Source organism: Pseudothauera hydrothermalis, assembly GCF_003345255.1.
GTDB lineage: Bacteria > Pseudomonadota > Gammaproteobacteria > Burkholderiales > Rhodocyclaceae > Pseudothauera > Pseudothauera hydrothermalis.
On record NZ_CP029331.1, the window covers coordinates 1552886 to 1569045 of the forward strand.

Below are 16160 nucleotides of genomic sequence, written 5' to 3' on the forward strand. Positions count from 1 at the left end.
AGCGCTCGATGCCGCTCGGCTTTTACATCATCATGGCAGCGCAGTTTTTTTCTGCGCTGGCCGACAACGCCTTGCTGATCATCGCTATCGCCCTGTTACGGGACATGGCGGCACCCGCCGAGTATGAACCGCTGCTAAAGCTCGCCTTCACCATCTCGTATGTGGCGCTGGCCGCTTTCGTCGGCGCTTTTGCCGACTCCATGCCCAAGTGGCGGGTCATGCTGATCAGCAACACCATCAAGATCGGCGGCTGTTTGATGCTCATACTGGGCGCACACCCGCTGTTTGCCTACGCGGTCATCGGCCTGGGCGCGGCAGCCTATTCGCCCGCCAAGTACGGCATTCTGACCGAGTATCTCCCGCACCGTCTGTTGGTGGTGGCCAATGGTTGGATCGAGGGGCTTACCGTGGGCGCTATCATTTTGGGAACGGTGATCGGCGGTGCGCTGATCCGTTCCGACGTTTCGAGTTGGATAGCCGGTTTTGGCCTGCCCGGCGTCGACAGTGCGCTGCAGGCGGTGGTGGCGCTGGTAGGGCTGTTTTATCTGCTTGCCGCGTTATTCAATCTTTACATCCCGGACACCGGGGTGGATCACAAGCCGCTCAAAAACAACCCGCTGTACCTGCTGCATGACTTCAACCACTGCTTGAAGCTGCTATGGCGCGATAAACTCGGACAGATTTCCTTGGCAGTCACCACGCTGTTTTGGGGCGCCGGCGCCACGTTGCAGTTCATCGTCATCAAGTGGGCGGAGCACAATCTCGATTTCGATTTGTCGCAAGCCTCGATGCTGCAGGGTGTGGTTGCCATCGGCATTGCCGCCGGATCGGTGATGGCCGCGCGCATGATTACTTTGCGCCGTTCGGTGCAGGTGATTCCGCTGGGCATTGCCATGGGGCTGGTGGTCATCCTGATGACCGGCGTCACGCATGCGGCACTGGCGATGGTGCTGATGGTGGCAATCGGCGCATTGGCCGGTTTTTTCGTTGTGCCGATGAATGCGTTGTTGCAGCACCGCGGCCATATCCTGATGGGCGCCGGACATTCGATTGCGGTGCAAAACTTCAACGAAAACCTGTCTATTTTGATCATGACCGGTCTGTACGCCCTGTTGATCAAAACCGGGGTGTCGATCAATGTGGTGATCGTGCTGTTTGGCCTGTTCGTGGCCGGCACCATGTGGCTGGTGCGTCGCCAACACCACAAGAATCAACGCGAATTCGACGCGGTTGCGCTGCTGGAAGACCGCGCACACTGACCCGGCTGTCAACGCGGAGCCTGCCCAGCCGGTCTAGCAGGTCGTTGAAAAGCTATTGCGCTGGGCTGTCAGGTCTTGCTGCCCAAAGCCGCCATTTCTCGGCGGGCAAAGCACAGATCTTCCCAGGCCTTGGCTTTCTCCCATTGGTTGCGCAGCAGATAGGCCGGATGGTAGGTGACCACCACCGGAATGCCGCGATAGGCAAAGCGCTTGCCCCGTGCCGCACCAATGCGCACCTCGGTTTCCAGCAAGGATTGCGCTGCCGGCCGCCCCAATGCGATGATGAGTCGAGGTTGCAGCAGCTCGATTTGACGGACCAGGAAAGGCCGGCAGGCGGCAATTTCGTCAGCTTCCGGCGTGCGGTTGAGCGGCGGGCGGCACTTGACCGCATTGGCGATGTACACATCTTCCCCGCGCCGCAGTCCGATCGAGGCCAGCATATTGTCGAGCAAATGACCGGCTGCGCCGACAAAGGGTTGGCCGCGTTTATCCTCTTCCGCCCCCGGCCCCTCGCCGACGAACAACCAGCGCGCCTTGCGGTCACCGACGCCGGGCACGGCTTGGTGACGCTTTTCGCACAACCGGCAGGCACGACAGGCGCGGATTTCTGTTTCTAAGGCGTCCCAATCCAGCGCATCGATACGCGCGATACGCCCGGGATCGGTGTGGGAAGATGAGGTCGGCGCAGGCCCCCTACCCTCAACGGCTGCGGCGCATGCCACGGATATCGATTCGCCCGGTGCGGCCTGCACCCTCTGCCCAGCGCCCGCTGCGGGCGGCACCGTTATCCTGTTGTGCTCAGAGGCCGCAGCAGCTGGTGCCGCAAGCTCGGCTGGCCGATCGGTTCTGTCGATGTGGTCTGTTGTGTCGTTGCCCGCTGCGCGCAGGCGCCAGATCGGGGCAAGCCCCAGCTCACGTAACAGCGCATCCCGACGGTAGGCCATCACAGCGCCAATCTCATCACAATCGCATCCTCCCGTCCCTCAGGCGCCGGGTAATAGGCTTTGCGCCGGCCAATTGGCTGAAAGCCAGCGCGTTCATAGAGTGCGCGCGCGACAAGGTTGGAGGGGCGCACCTCTAGAAAAAACTGCACGGCACCGCTTTCCTTGGCCCGTTCGCACAAAAAAGCCAGTAAGGCCGCACCCAGGCCGCGGCCCTGCGCGGCGCGAGCCACACTGATATTGAGTAAATGCGCCTCGTCCAGTACCAAAAGCATGACCGCATAGGCACAAGGCTTGTCGTCCACACGCGCAATCCATGCACTATAGCCTGCATCCAGCGAATCGCTGAAATTGCCCCGCGTCCAGGGATAAGGATGCAATTCGGCCTCCATGGCCAGTACCCAGTCCAGATCTTGCTCGGACATCGGCACGTAGGTCGGCGTCAGCGCTTTTGGAGCGTCGACCTTGCCGGCACATCCGTGCTTCACGCCCGCCCTCCGCGCGCCAAACGCTCGGCGGTGGTCAACGCCACCTTGTCCCGGATATACAACGGCGCAGCCAGCTCCGGGGCGAGCGCTGCGCCACGTTGCAATTCGAGCACGGCCAGACGGGCTACATCGGCGGCACGGGGCACGACGGCAGGTTCGACCTGAAAAAACCGTCCAGGCCAGCGCTCGGCAAGATCGGGGTAGGCAGCAAAGCCGGAACCCAACGCACACCATTGCCCATCGGGAAGCGAGACAGCCTCCGGGGGGGCGCAGCGCGGTGCCTGGTAGGTACGCAGTCCGCTTGGGCAACGCTCATAAGCGGCATAGTAAAGTTCGTTCATGCGCGCATCGGTGGCCACAAAAACGCGCGCGCCCTCGCCCTGCATGGCAAGCGCGGCCAGGCTGCAGATCGGCACTACGCCAAGGCCGGCTCCAAGCGCCAAACCTTGAGCCGCGGCACAGGCCAGACGTAAGCCGGTAAAAGCGCCCGGTCCGCTGCCAAAGGCGATGGCGTCCAGTTCACCGACAAGCGTTCCAGCCTCGGCCAGCAGCGCGCGAATTTCCGGCAGCAGATGATTGGAATGGTTGGCCTGCCCAACCAACTCCTTATTCAGCACGGTGTCGTCGGTCAATAACGCGATACTGCCGCGCTCACAGGATGTTTCGATGGCAAGAATTTTCATGGCCACCGCATTTTAGCGGTTTGCGCCGGCTGGCCGGCACTTTGGCTGTCTGTCCAGGTAAACCTTTACCGCCAATGACCGAGAGCAGTCGTTTTTCAACGGCCTGCTAACGTTCCGAGTCGTCCGGATAGGCACTCCGCACCGCGCGCAACAGGTCCAGCCGCAACGCGCTGCGCTCCTCGGCGCTCAGCCGACGAGGTTGCGCAATAGCGCTGTCTGGGCCGCGTCCATTGAGTAGCGCTCGCCAAGTGACCGATTGGCGCACATCGCGCGCTTGTTCCGGCAAGATGATTGTTTCGGCGATCGTCGGATCGGGCCTGTCCTGGCTGGCCGGATCGACGCCTGATATCGCCGGAGTTTGGTCAAGCACACTGGCGCGCTCGGTCTCAGGGACGAACACAACGGTATCTTGCGCAACGGCAGCCGGGATGACCCCGCACAACAGCGTAATCGCCGCAATGCCCGGCAGGCACTGTATCGGAGCCGACATCGATCTGCGGCAAAGCGTGCGTGGGACCGGTTTCATCATGGGGCATGACCTCTCAGTACAACCTTCTCGGCGCGGATCATCCACGGTCGCAACAGGGTAAAAGATTAGCCCGAAGGCAGCAGATTGGCGCATCGCAGCCCAGGTTTATCCCCGCCACTTTGTAAGGGAGTATTGCTTTGCGCCGATTACCTTACGAAGGGTTACGCGCATGCCGGTCCAATGCGCTGGATCAGACTGGTTCCGGGCGATCAGTCGGGATAGGATGCGCGTCATGAATACAAAAGTCCGCTATCGCATTCTGTTGGTCGACGACGACGCCCGTCTGCGCGACCTACTCTCCCGCTATCTGCAAGAGCAAGGTTTTACGGTCAAGGCGGTAATCGACGCAGCGGCCATGGACCGCGCGCTGTATCGCGAACATTTTGACCTGCTGGTGCTCGACCTGATGCTGCCCGGCGAAGACGGCTTATCGATCTGCCGCCGCCTGCGGGCTGCCGACAATCAGATACCCATCATCATGCTGACCGCCAAAGGCGATGATGTTGATCGCATCGTGGGTCTGGAGATGGGTGCCGACGACTACCTGCCCAAGCCCTTCAACCCGAGAGAATTGGTGGCACGTATCCATGCGGTCATGCGTCGCCGGCCGCCTTCGTTGCCTGGCGCGCCGACGCCCGAGGACGAAGTGGTGCGTTTCGGTCGGGTCCGAGTCAATCTTGGCACCCGCACCTTGGTACGTGACGACGAGGAGATCGCGCTCACCACCGGTGAATTTTCGCTGCTCAAGGTGCTGCTGCAGCACCCCCGCCAACCGCTGTCGCGCGACAAATTGATGGAGCTGGCGCGCGGACGCGAGTACGGTGTGTTCGACCGTGCGATCGATGTTCAGGTCTCGCGTCTGCGCAAACTGGTCGAAGACGATCCGGCCAAACCCCGTTACATTCAGACGGTGTGGGGATTCGGCTATGTCTTCGTGCCCGACGAACCCAAACCGGCCGACGGCCAATAGCGCCCACGTGCGCCTGCCCTTGTTGTTGAAGGCGCGCGCACGGGGGCGGCGCTTGTTGCGCTGGCTGCCGCGCACCCTGCTGTGGCAAACGTTTTTGTCGATTGCCTTGCTGCTGGGGCTAACGCTGGCGATCTGGTCACAGATCTTCCGTTATTTCGAAGAGCCCTCGCGCGCCCGCGATCTTGCGCAGATGGTGGTCAGCGTGGTGAACCTCACCCGTACCGCGCTGATCAACGCCGAGCCGCGACTGCGCACCGAACTGCTGATCGATCTGGCTGCGCTGGAAGGCATCCGCATCTATCCGGCAGAGGCCACCGACGAGTTGCGCCCGGTGCCGGACACCCGGCCCATGCGGCTGCTCACCGCCGAAATCCGCAGGCAGTTGGGCGATCACACCCGTTTTGCGGTGCGCTGGAAAACACTGGATGGATTTTGGGTCAGTTTCCGTCTGCACCCGGAGGACCATGACGAATATTGGGTAATGCTGCCCAGTGAGCGCCTGCAAAAACACCATGCGCTCGAATGGCTGGTATGGGGTAGCGCTGCGCTGGTTGCCTCCTTGCTTGGTGCCTTTCTGATCGTTTCGCGCATCAGCGCGCCGTTACGCAGCCTCGCGCGCGCCGCACGCATGGTCGGCAGCGGCCAAAACCCGCCTCAGCAAAAGGAAAGCGGTCCGGTGGAGCTGGCCGTGGTCTCCCGCGCGTTCAACCAGATGGCGGGCGATCTGGCCCGCGCCGAGGCCGACCGCGCACTGATCTTGGCCGGTGTCTCGCACGATCTGCGCACGCCTTTGGCCCGCTTGCGACTGGGCGTCGAAATGTCCGGCGCGCCCGAGGAAGAAATCGCCGCCATGGTGGCCGACATCGAAGAAATGGATCGCATCATCGGTCAGTTCCTGGATTTTGGCCGGGGCGATCCGCAAGAAGCCGCGCAACCGGTCGATCTGGTGGAACTGATCCGCGATCTGGCCGAGCCCTACCGTCTGCGGGGCGTTCGGATTGAACTCGATCTACCCGAGCGCTTTTCACTACCTGTGCGCGCGCTGTCGCTGCGACGCGCCATCACCAACCTGATCGACAACGCTATCCGTTACGCTGGCAGCGATTTGCCCATTACGCTAAGCCTGAGCGTGATGGCCGATGAGCTTGCTATTGAGATCGCCGACCGCGGTCCCGGCATTCCCGCCACAGAGGTCGAGCGCCTGCGCCGCCCCTTCACCCGTCTGGAGAATGCGCGCAGCAATACCAAGGGCGCTGGCCTGGGGCTGGCCATCGTCGAGCGTATCATGCGCTCACATGGCGGTTCGTTGGACTTGCTCGCGCGCGACGGCGGCGGTTTGCGTGCGATTCTGCGGCTGCCCCTTGGCCGGTCGCGCTAGAATGCGCGCTTGGCACGCTACTTTGACAGGACGCCGTTACATCGACATGCAAACCGATTCCCAGGACTTGCCAGTGCTGAACCCCTACCAGCAGATCGGGGGTGAGCCTGCCGTGCGTGCGCTGGTCAAGCGGTTCTATGAGCTGATGGAAAGCTTGCCCGAAGCGCGGGAGGTACGCCGGATGCACCCGGAGGATTTATCGGGTTCTGAAGAAAAGTTGTTTCTTTTCCTGTCGGGCTGGTTTGGCGGACCGAATCTTTACGTGGAACGTTTCGGCCCGCCATTTTTGCGTGCGCGCCATCTGCCCTTTTCGATCGGTGTGACCGAGCGCGACCAGTGGATGCTGTGTATGCGGCGGGCGCTAGAAGAACTTGTCGCCGACGACGCGCTGCGTCAGCGTCTGCTCCAATCGTTCGGCGCGCTCGCTGACCACATGCGTAACCGCCCAGAAGCTGCCCATATCGACCCGCGCCGATGAGTTCTGCCTATGAAGTTCTTGTTCGATCTGTTGCCGGTGATTCTGTTTTTCGGCGTCTATAAACTTGCCGGCGCGCATCAAGAAGCGGCTTTTGAAATGGCGGGCGGCTGGTTCGGCGACGGAGTCAGCGCCACGCAAGTGCCCATTCTGCTGGCTACCGTGGTCGCCATCTTGGCCACGTTTGGCCAGATCGCCTGGGTGTGGGCGCGCCACCGTAAGGTGGACACCATGTTATGGATGAGTCTGGGGCTTATCGTCGTATTTGGGGGCGCCACGCTGTTCTTTCACAACCCCACCTTCATCAAGTGGAAGCCCACCGCGCTGTACTGGCTGTTCGGCGCTGTGCTCACCGGCTCTGTGGTGCTGTTTCGCCGCAACCTGATTCGCCGTATGCTGGAAGCGCAGCTGCAGTTGCCCGATATCGTGTGGGCCCGTTTGAATACTGCCTGGGCGGTTTTTTTCTTTGCCATGGGTGGGCTCAATCTCTACGTGGCCTACAGTTTTTCCGAAGCGGCTTGGGTTAATTTCAAACTTTTTGGCGGCATGGGACTGATGTTGGTTTTTGTGCTCGCCCAGGGCTTTTACCTGTCCAAATACCTAGAAGAGGATCCCCAGCAATGATGTTCTACGCCCTGATCGGCGAGGATGCGCCCGGTACGCTGGATGCCCGCATGGCGGCCCGTCCGGCCCATCTTGCCCGCCTCGAGGCTTTGCGTGACCAAGGCCGCCTGCTGCTTGCCGGCCCGATGCCGGCAATCGATTCGCCCGATCCCGGCCCCGCCGGTTTTGCCGGCAGCCTGGTGGTTGCCGAGTTCGCCTCACAGGCCGAGGCCGAGCGCTGGTTGGCGGAAGACCCCTACGTCAAGCAGGGCGTGTTCGCGCGCACTGTGGTGCGTCCGTTCAAGAAGGTGCTGCCTTGAACGTTTCCGAAAAGATTCGTGAGCGCCTGCAACAGGCGCTCCAACCGGTGTCGCTGCGTATTGTCGACGATAGCGCGCGGCATGCCGGTCATGCTGGCGCACGCTCAGGCGGCGGTCACTACCAGGTCGATATCGTTTCCGATGCCTTTCTGGGCAAGAACCGTTTGAGCCGCCAGCGTATGGTTTATCAAGCATTGGGCACGATGATGCAGCATGAGATCCATGCTCTCGCAATTCGCGCCCGCACGGTCGCAGAGGCCGACAATCAACCCACTGACAAGGAAACACAATGAAAGCTGTGCCCAGCCGTTTTGCCCTGACCATTCTGGCCGGTTTGACCGCCCTGGCCACCCACGCCGCGGAGCCGACCGCAACCGTCAACGGCAAGATCGTTCCGTCCGCACGCCTGGAAGTCATGCTCTCCGAACAGCGTGCCCAAGGGGCCGAGGACAATCCGCAATTGCGTGAGGCGGTGCGTGAAGAGCTGATTCGCCGTGAAGTGCTTGCCCAGGAAGCCACCAAGGCCGGTCTGGACAAAAAGGCCGATGTGCAAGCGCAAATGGATCTGGCCCGACAGGCCATCCTGATTCGCGCCTACTTGCAAGATTGGGTCAAGTCCCATCCGGTCTCCGATGCCGATCTGCGCAAAGAGTACGATCAGATCGTCGCCCGCATGGGTGGCAAAGAATATAAGCCGCGTCACATTCTGGTCGAAACCGAACAAGCAGCCCAAGACATCATCGCCAAGCTCAAATCGGGCGCGAAATTTGAAGAGCTCGCCGCTCAATCGATCGATCCGGGCTCCAAAGAGCGCGGCGGCGATTTGGGTTGGGCCAACCCCGGCATGTTCGTCAAACCGTTTTCCGACGCCATGGTGAAACTGGAAAAGGGTCAATACACCGAGCAACCGGTAAAAAGCGACTTTGGTTTCCATGTTATCCAGATGCAAGACATCCGCCCGACCAAGCCGCCTGCGTTCGATGAGGTCAAGCCGCAGCTACAGCAACGCATGCAGCAGCAAAAAGTGGAGCAGCACATCGTCGATCTGCGCGCAAAAGCGGAAGTGAAATAAGCTGCTGCGCGCCAATGCAAAAAGCCGACCCGCGGGTCGGCTTTTTTGTATGGCTCGAACGCAAAACGGCCTGCGGCGAAATTTTGCGAAATCCCCGCCCGGCCGCGTTGCGATCAGAACGCCTCTTCGGCCAGCTCCAGCGCCCCAGGCGCCCCGTTGATCACGGTGTACGACAAGCCGCCAGCCTGCGGTAGCACATGATCGGCGTAAAAACGTGCGGTGACGATTTTGGCGCGATAGAACTCGGCATCGCCATGGCCTTCTTCCAGGCGACGGGCCGCCACCAGCGCCGCGCGGGCCATTTGCCAGCCGCCTGCGACGATGCCAAAGAGTTTCAAAAACGGCACCGAACCGACATGCGCCGCCTTGATGTCGCGCCCGTAGGTTTCCACGATGTAAGCTGCGGCCGCTTCCAGCGCCTTGATGCCTTCGCCCAGCGCGCGACGGATCGCGGCCATGGCCTCACCTTGCGCCGCGCCCAGATCCGCTTCCACTTTGCGCATTTCGGCAATCACGCCCTTGATGGTCTCACCGCCTTCACGGGCGATCTTGCGGCCGATCAGATCATTGGCCTGGATGGCGGTGGTGCCTTCGTAGATCGGCGTAATGCGGGCATCGCGCAGGTGCTGTGCGGCGCCGGTCTCCTCGATGAAACCCATGCCGCCGTGGACCTGAACACCGGTGGAGGCGATTTCCACCGCATTTTCGGTACACCAACCCTTGACCACCGGAATCATCAAATCGACAAACGCCTGGCTGCGCGCCCGCACCGCCTGGTCAGGGTGCCTGTGCGCAAAGTCGCTGGCTGCGCCCACCACGTAGGCCAGCGCACGCATCGCTTCGGTCTGGCTTTTCATCGACATCAGCATCCGACGCACATCCGGGTGGTGCAGAATATTGACCTTGGGTCCGCCCCGCACGCCCAGGTCAGTGCCTTGCACACGGTCTTTGGCATACTGACGGGCCTGTTGGTAAGCGCGTTCGGACAGGGCCAGACCTTCCATACCGACCGCAAAGCGCGCTTCGTTCATCATGATGAACATGTATTCCAGACCGCGGTTCGGCTCACCGACCAAAGTGCCGATGGCGCCACCGTGGTCACCAAATGCCAGTACGCAGGTCGGGCTGGCATGAATGCCCAACTTGTGTTCGATGGACACGCAATGCACATCGTTGCGCGCGCCCAGACTGCCGTCGGCATTGACCAGAAACTTGGGTACCACGAACAGCGAAATACCTTTTACGCCTTCGGGCGCATCCGGCAACCGAGCCAGCACCAAATGGATGATGTTGTCGGTGAGATCGTGTTCGCCATAGGTGATGAAGATTTTCTGCCCAAAGATCTTGTAGGTACCGTCACCCTGCGGTTCCGCGCGGGTTCGCACCGCAGCCAGATCGGAGCCGGCCTGCGGCTCGGTCAGATTCATGGTGCCGGTCCATTCGCCGCTCACCATCTTCGGCAAGTACATGTCTTTTTGCGCATCCGAGCCGCGCAGCATCAAGGCCTCGATGGCGCCAGTGGTCAGCATCGGGCATAGCGAAAACGCCATGTTGGCCGCTTTCCACATTTCCATGACCGCGGTAGACACCAACTTGGGCAGACCCTGCCCGCCATATTTAGGATCGCAGGCCAGCGCGGTCCAACCGGATTCGGCAAACTGGGTGTAGGCCTCTTTCCAGCCCGGCGCGGTAAACACCTGCCCCTCTTGCCATTTGGTGCCTTCCCGGTCGCCGATCTTGTTCAGCGGGGCCAACACGCCACCGGCGAACTTGCCTGCTTCATCCAAGATGGCATCCACCAGATCGGGGGTGACCTCCTCGCATCCGGGCAGGCCGGTCACGCCTTCTAGGTTGGCCAGCTCGCGCATCACGAACTGCATATCACGGATCGGTGCGGTGTATTGACTCATTTGACTGTTCGCTCCACATGGTTATGTTGTCGATACGCGGCCCCTGCAACCGCACGTGCTACGCCCGCGCCAAGCGGGTACTACTTGCGCATGAGATAGCGGCGGTCATCGAAGGCCGCCACCCACTCAGGCCGATACACGACCATCAGGGTGATGACCCCGCCGCTGATCCAGCCCTCGGAAAAGCCGAGCAAAAGGAAATACGGCAGATAGTCGCTCGCCAGAAAAGCGGCTTCGTAAGCGCCGGCGGCCACCAGCACGCCCGCGGCCACCAAGCCTTGCAACATCACGGTCAATGCAGCGCCAAAAAAACCGGCGCCGAACACAAAGACAAAAAAATGCGCCGGCAAAAAGCGCTCGATCAGCTTGTGCAGACGGTGTGCCAGCAACACCGGCACGACCGCCATCAACAAAAAATTGATCGGCCACGCCTGCCATTGGATGGCGCCGTTGAGCGTGCTGCCGGTCAGCGCCAGGGCCAGCGCCACGATGGCCAATTGCGGTCCGAGTGCCAAAGTGGCGGCCATGGCCCCCATCAGGTGCAGGTTGAGACCGGGTTTAACCCCGGCCTTCAAGCTCCAAATCAGCATCAGACCCACGGCGAAACCCAGCAGCAGATTGAGCTGAGTGCTGGTTTTCAACCTTGCCCACGGGGCGGTGCGCCAAACTAACCAGCCGACCGCCAGCGCAAGCACCAGTGCGGACCAGTGCCATGCTGCGGAAAACAGTTCGGCCGACAGATTCATCTCACGCCCCAAGGGCTTCGGCGGGTGCTACAGCGCCTTGGTCAGCTCCGGCACCACCTCGAACAGATCGCCCACCAGGCCGTAGTCCGCGACCTGGAAGATCGGCGCTTCCGGATCCTTGTTGATCGCCACGATCACCTTGGAGTCTTTCATGCCGGCCAGATGTTGGATCGCACCGGAAATACCCACCGCAATGTAGAGCTGCGGCGCGACGATTTTACCGGTCTGCCCCACCTGATAGTCGTTGGGCACATAGCCTGCATCCACCGCGGCACGGCTAGCACCGAGCGCGGCGCCCAGTTTGTCGGCCAGCGGTTCGAGTAGGGCATGGTAGTTTTCACCGCTACCCAGTCCGCGCCCGCCCGAAACGATGGTCTTGGCCGCGCCCAGTTCCGGACGCTCGCTCTTGGTCAGTTCGCGGCCAACCAGCCGGGAAAGCCCCAGATCGGCACCGGCCGGAAGCGTCTCCACCGCTGCCGCCCCCCCTTCGGCAGCCGCCTCAAAGGCGGTGGTGCGCACCGTGATCACCTTGCACGCATCCGCGCTCTTGACCGTGGCCATGGCGTTCCCCGCATAAATGGGGCGCACGAAGGTGTCTGCCGCTTTGACCGCGACAATGTCCGAAATCTGCGCCAAGTCCAGCAACGCAGCCACCCGCGGGGCGACGTTCTTGCCGAAAGCGCTGGCCGGAGCAAGGATATGGCTGTAAGCGGCGGCATGGGCCACGACCAGCGCCGCGATGTTTTCCGCCAATTGCGCTTCATAGTGCGGTGCATCGACGCACAGCACCTTGGCGACACCGGCGATTTTGGCGGCTGCGCTGCAAGCGTTGCTGCAGCCATGACCGGCTACCATGACGTGGATGTCGCCCCCAATGGCGGCGGCTGCCGTCACGGTATTGAGTGTGGCAGCCTTGATGGATTGATTGTCGTGTTCGGCTATGACCAGGATCGCCATCTCAGATCACCTTTGCTTCGTTTTTGAGCTTGTCGACAAGTTGCGCGACATCGGCTACGCGCACACCGGCACTGCGCTTGGGCGGCTCGCTGACCTCGACGGTGGTCAGACGCGGCGCCACGTCCACCCCCAAAGCCTGCGGTGTGAGGGTATCCAGGGGTTTTTTCTTGGCCTTCATGATATTGGGCAGCGTCGCGTAACGCGGCTCGTTCAAGCGCAGATCGGTGGTGATCACCGCCGGCAATGTGAGCTCCAAGGTTTCCAGACCGCCGTCGATTTCGCGGGTCACGGTTGCTTTGCCGTCGGCCAGCGTCACCTTGGAAGCAAAGGTGGCTTGCGGCCAACCCATCAGCGCCGCCAGCATTTGCCCGGTCTGGTTGGCGTCATCGTCGATCGCCTGCTTGCCGCAAATCACCACTTGCGGCGCTTCCTTTTCACATAGCGCCTTGAGCAGCTTGGCAACCGCCAAGGGCTGCAGTTCGACGTCGGTTTCGACCAGGATGCCGCGGTCGGCACCGATTGCCATGGCTGCACGCAAGGTTTCCTGGCATGCGCCCACGCCGCAACTGACTGCCACCACTTCGGTGGCCACACCCGCTTCCTTGAGCCGAACCGCCTCCTCCACCGCGATTTCGTCAAACGGATTCATCGACATTTTGACGTTGGCGATATCCACGCCGGTACCGTCAGCCTTGACCCGCACCTTGACGTTGTAATCGACCACACGTTTGACCGGGACCAGTATCTTCAAAGCCGCGCTCCTCTTCCGTGTATTCGGGTTGTAATGGTTCGAGCGGTCATTATGTCACTGTGAAGAAGCGTTTGACACTCACACCGCCGGCCGGGACAATCGGTTTCATTCCATACGCCCCGGTATGGCGGCGTACGGTAGCGTATGGTCCCGGATTCGTCAATACTAGCCCGTATGGAAGACATACCAATGAAACAACGCACGCAGCTCGATCGCGACGCCTGGGTGCAGGCGGCCATCGAGGTGCTCGCCGAAGAAGGGGTGGCCGGGTTGCGCGTGGAGGTCCTGGCCAAGCGCCTGAAGGTTACCAAGGGCAGTTTTTACTGGCATTTCCAGGATCGGCGGGACTTGCTGCTCGCGGTCCTGCAATTTTGGAAAGAAGGCCGGATCCGCGACATCGTCAAGCAGACCCGCGCCCAGCCCGGACGGGAACTGGAACAGATCTATCATGTGATCGACATCTACAGCACCACCCGCAGCCGGCGCGGGATGATGATCGAGCTTGCGGTACGTGACTGGGCGCGACGCGATCCGGAAGCAGCCGCCATTGTGGCCGAAGTCGACGACACCCGCCTGCGCTGCGCACGCGAGCTGTTTCTGGCCTGCGGTGTGCCGATGGAAGAGGCCTCCAGCCGCTGCATGCTGCTCTACGCTTATGTGTTCGGCCTGTCGCTGATGATTTACGACAAGTTCGACAGCGATATTGCGCGGTTGAAGCGTGACATCGCCGACCTGATCGCACGCTCTGCGGCAATGACACAGACACAGGCGCCCACAACGCCGTTGCCGACCGCCGTAAAGTGAGCCCCCTCAACCCACCCTGTATCATCACCCCTTGGCCGCATTCAGGCCGCACACCTTCCAAAAGATGAATCTACTCCGCGCACTTGTCACCGTCAGCGGCATGACTTTGGTGTCGCGCGTCCTCGGCTTCGTGCGCGACTTCGTCATCGCCCGCGCGTTCGGTGCCGGGATGATGACCGACGCTTTTTTTGTCGCCTTCCGCCTGCCCAACTTGCTGCGCCGCCTGTTTGCCGAAGGCGCTTTTTCGCAGGCTTTCGTGCCGATTTTGGCCGAATACAAAAACCGTCAGGGGGAGGCGACTGCGCGCACGCTGATCGACCGCAGCGCCACCTTGCTGGCGATCGTCGTGGCATTGGTGGCCCTCTTTGGCATCGTTGCCGCACCGCTGATCGTTTATGTATCCGCGCCGGGTTTTTCTGCCCATGCCGACAAATTTGCCCTCACCGTTGAACTGACCCGCATCACGTTTCCTTACATCTTCTTCATGGCGCTGGTTGCACTGGCCGGCGGCATCCTCAACACCTGGAGCCGCTTTGCCGTTCCGGCCTTCACGCCGGTATTGCTCAACCTGAGCTTTATCGGCATGGCCTTATGGGCTGCGCCCTACTTCGATCCGCCGGTGCTCGCGCTCGCCTGGGCGGTTTTTTTGGGCGGAGTGCTGCAACTTGCCCTGCAACTGCGCCCGCTGGCCCGCATCGGCATGCTGCCGCGCTTCGACCTGAATCTTCATGATCCTGGTGTGCGGCGTATTCTGAAACTCATGGCGCCAGCGCTGCTGGGGGTGTCGGTCAGTCAAATTTCACTCTTGATCAACACCATTTTTGCTTCTTTCCTGCCCAGCGGCAGTGTCTCCTGGCTCTACTACGCCGACCGCCTGATGGAATTTCCCGCCGGCCTGCTAGGGGTTGCGTTGGGCACCATTTTGCTGCCCAGCCTTGCCAAACTGCACGCCGACGAACGGCGTGAGGCGTTCTCCAGCCTGCTCGACTGGGGGCTGCGTTTGACCCTGCTGCTTACCCTGCCCGCGGCGCTGGCCTTGATGCTGCTGGCCGTGCCACTCATTGCCACGCTGTTCAACTACGGTGCTTTTTCGGCGGCCGATGTGCTGGCCACCCGACAAGCGCTGGTGGCCTACGGCGTGGGGCTGGCCGGGCTGATCCTGGTCAAGGTGCTCGCGCCTGCCTTCTACGCCCGGCAAGACATCAAGACGCCGGTCAAGATCGCACTGATTACGCTGGCCGCCACCCAAGCGATGAACCTTGCCTTTATTCTGCCGCTCCAGCATGCCGGCCTGGCTCTGTCGATCGGGTTGGCGTCCTGTCTGAATGCTGTGTTGCTGTATCGCGGTCTGCGCCGTCGCGGGGTATATCGCCCGCAACCGGGGTGGCTGCGCTTCATGCTCAAAGTGTCGGTCGCCCTGCTGGTGATGGGTGGCGTATTGTGGTTTGCGGCCGGTGAGGCGGCCTCATGGCTCGATACGGACGGCCTGGCCCGCGCGGTGCGTCTGGCCGGGGTGGTCGCCGCGGGCGCCGTCGCCTATCTACTGACCTTGTTTGCGCTGGGCTTTCGTATCGAGGACTTCCGCCGGCGCGCTGCGGGCTAGAATGCGGACTTCCCATCGTTCGAGGAGACCTGCCGATGAAACTCACCAGCAACAGCTTTGCCGATGGCGCGCGCATTCCCGGCGAATTTGCGTTCTGCGTCCCGGCGCAAGAGGGGCATGTGTGCCTGGGCGGCAATCGCAATCCGCATCTGGCCTGGAGCGATGTGCCTGCCGGCACCAAGTCTTTTGTACTGATTTGCCACGACCCGGACGTTCCGAGTTGCGGCGACGATGTCAACCGAGAAGGCCGCAGCGTGCCAGCCGACTTGCCGCGGGTGGATTTTTTCCACTGGGTGATCGTCGATTTGCCTGCCACGCTGCGCGAAATCGAAGCCGGTCGCTTTTCGGATGCAGTCACTCCGGGTGGCAAACCGGGCCCCGAGACGCTCCACGGCGCCCGCCATGGCATCAATGACTACACGGCCTGGTTTGCCAACGACGATGCCATGCGCGGTGATTACTACGGCTACGACGGCCCGTGCCCGCCGTGGAACGACGAGCGGCTCCACCATTATGTATTCACCCTCTACGCGCTGGATATCGAACGCTGCGCGGTTGACGGCCGGTTTGGCGGCGCCGATGTGCGCAAAGCAATCGAGGCGCATGTGCTGGCGCAAGCTTGCATCACCGGTACCTACAGCCTGAACCCGGCGGTGGCGGGTTGATTTTTT

General features: G+C 61.5%; 19 protein-coding genes. 11 read left to right on the forward strand and 8 right to left on the reverse strand.

All coding sequences use genetic code 11. The features are described from left to right. Window positions 1–8 precede the first annotated feature (8 nt). Window positions 9–1259: a lysophospholipid transporter LplT gene (gene lplT, locus DIE29_RS07505; protein ID WP_114649595.1), complete on the forward strand. Its 1251-nt coding sequence runs from the start codon at window positions 9–11 to the stop codon at window positions 1257–1259. A 68-nt stretch (window positions 1260–1327) separates the two neighbouring features. Here the strand turns inward: lplT and DIE29_RS07510 are convergent, their stop codons facing one another. The 4 genes from DIE29_RS07510 to DIE29_RS07525 form a co-directional block, all read right to left on the reverse strand. Beyond that, window positions 1328–2203, reverse strand: coding sequence for a uracil-DNA glycosylase (locus tag DIE29_RS07510; RefSeq protein ID WP_205409705.1), 876 nt, complete (start codon window positions 2201–2203; stop codon window positions 1328–1330). Further along, window positions 2203–2625 (reverse strand): ribosomal protein S18-alanine N-acetyltransferase, encoded by a 423-nt coding sequence (rimI, locus tag DIE29_RS07515; RefSeq protein WP_114650280.1) that lies wholly within the window; start codon window positions 2623–2625, stop codon window positions 2203–2205. Before rimI ends, DIE29_RS07510 begins: the two co-directional genes overlap by 1 nt. Before the next feature lie 59 nt (window positions 2626–2684). Next, window positions 2685–3371 carry a tRNA (adenosine(37)-N6)-threonylcarbamoyltransferase complex dimerization subunit type 1 TsaB gene (gene tsaB / locus DIE29_RS07520; protein WP_114649597.1) on the reverse strand — a complete coding sequence of 229 codons (687 nt, stop codon included), beginning with the start codon at window positions 3369–3371 and terminating at the stop codon, window positions 2685–2687. A 106-nt stretch (window positions 3372–3477) separates the two neighbouring features. After that, window positions 3478–3900, reverse strand: coding sequence for a hypothetical protein (locus DIE29_RS07525; protein ID WP_162860611.1), 423 nt, complete (start codon window positions 3898–3900; stop codon window positions 3478–3480). A 232-nt stretch (window positions 3901–4132) separates the two neighbouring features. Between DIE29_RS07525 and ompR the strand changes: the two genes are divergently transcribed. Genes ompR through DIE29_RS07560 form a run of 7 tightly spaced genes read left to right on the forward strand, consistent with a single transcriptional unit; the run spans window position 4133 to window position 8718 of the window. After that, entirely contained in the window at window positions 4133–4870 is a 738-nt protein-coding gene (ompR, locus tag DIE29_RS07530; protein WP_108081064.1) for an osmolarity response regulator transcription factor OmpR, read from the forward strand. Between the two features lie 7 nt (window positions 4871–4877). Next, entirely contained in the window at window positions 4878–6248 is a 1371-nt protein-coding gene (locus DIE29_RS07535) for an ATP-binding protein (protein ID WP_237269416.1), read from the forward strand. Window positions 6249–6294: 46 nt separating this feature from the next. Next, complete coding sequence (locus DIE29_RS07540; protein WP_114650281.1) at window positions 6295–6726, forward strand: group II truncated hemoglobin; 432 nt, start codon at window positions 6295–6297, stop codon at window positions 6724–6726. 9 nt (window positions 6727–6735) lie between these two features. Beyond that, window positions 6736–7347, forward strand: a complete 612-nt coding sequence (locus DIE29_RS07545) for a septation protein A (protein ID WP_114649600.1) — start codon at window positions 6736–6738, stop codon at window positions 7345–7347. After that, window positions 7347–7646, forward strand: a complete 300-nt coding sequence (locus tag DIE29_RS07550; protein ID WP_102043189.1) for a YciI family protein — start codon at window positions 7347–7349, stop codon at window positions 7644–7646. The genes DIE29_RS07545 and DIE29_RS07550 overlap by 1 nt, the downstream gene beginning before the upstream one ends. Next, the gene (locus DIE29_RS07555) at window positions 7643–7939 is read left to right on the forward strand and encodes a BolA family protein (RefSeq protein WP_114649601.1); all 297 of its coding nucleotides are present in this window, start codon (window positions 7643–7645) and stop codon (window positions 7937–7939) included. The genes DIE29_RS07550 and DIE29_RS07555 overlap by 4 nt, the downstream gene beginning before the upstream one ends. Continuing rightward, window positions 7936–8718, forward strand: coding sequence for a peptidylprolyl isomerase (locus tag DIE29_RS07560; RefSeq protein ID WP_114649602.1), 783 nt, complete (start codon window positions 7936–7938; stop codon window positions 8716–8718). Before DIE29_RS07555 ends, DIE29_RS07560 begins: the two co-directional genes overlap by 4 nt. A 113-nt stretch (window positions 8719–8831) precedes the next feature. Here DIE29_RS07560 and DIE29_RS07565 read toward each other — a convergent pair whose 3' ends face one another. The 4 genes from DIE29_RS07565 to DIE29_RS07580 form a co-directional block, all read right to left on the reverse strand. Next, window positions 8832–10628, reverse strand: a complete 1797-nt coding sequence (locus DIE29_RS07565) for an acyl-CoA dehydrogenase (protein WP_114649603.1) — start codon at window positions 10626–10628, stop codon at window positions 8832–8834. A gap of 80 nt (window positions 10629–10708) precedes the next feature. Beyond that, complete coding sequence (locus DIE29_RS07570; protein WP_114649604.1) at window positions 10709–11374, reverse strand: energy-coupling factor ABC transporter permease; 666 nt, start codon at window positions 11372–11374, stop codon at window positions 10709–10711. A 27-nt stretch (window positions 11375–11401) separates the two neighbouring features. Beyond that, window positions 11402–12331, reverse strand: a complete 930-nt coding sequence (locus DIE29_RS07575) for an electron transfer flavoprotein subunit alpha/FixB family protein (protein ID WP_102041745.1) — start codon at window positions 12329–12331, stop codon at window positions 11402–11404. A gap of 1 nt (window position 12332) precedes the next feature. Beyond that, window positions 12333–13082: an electron transfer flavoprotein subunit beta/FixA family protein gene (locus DIE29_RS07580; RefSeq protein WP_102041746.1), complete on the reverse strand. Its 750-nt coding sequence runs from the start codon at window positions 13080–13082 to the stop codon at window positions 12333–12335. 174 nt (window positions 13083–13256) lie between these two features. Here DIE29_RS07580 and DIE29_RS07585 point away from each other — a divergent pair, with 174 nt between their 5' ends. From DIE29_RS07585 to DIE29_RS07595, 3 genes are all read left to right on the forward strand, one after another. Next, window positions 13257–13886 (forward strand): TetR/AcrR family transcriptional regulator, encoded by a 630-nt coding sequence (locus DIE29_RS07585; RefSeq protein WP_114649605.1) that lies wholly within the window; start codon window positions 13257–13259, stop codon window positions 13884–13886. Window positions 13887–13950: 64 nt separating this feature from the next. After that, window positions 13951–15489 carry a murein biosynthesis integral membrane protein MurJ gene (murJ, locus tag DIE29_RS07590; RefSeq protein WP_114649606.1) on the forward strand — a complete coding sequence of 513 codons (1539 nt, stop codon included), beginning with the start codon at window positions 13951–13953 and terminating at the stop codon, window positions 15487–15489. Window positions 15490–15524: 35 nt separating this feature from the next. Further along, entirely contained in the window at window positions 15525–16154 is a 630-nt protein-coding gene (locus tag DIE29_RS07595) for a YbhB/YbcL family Raf kinase inhibitor-like protein (RefSeq protein WP_102041749.1), read from the forward strand. Window positions 16155–16160 lie beyond the last annotated feature (6 nt).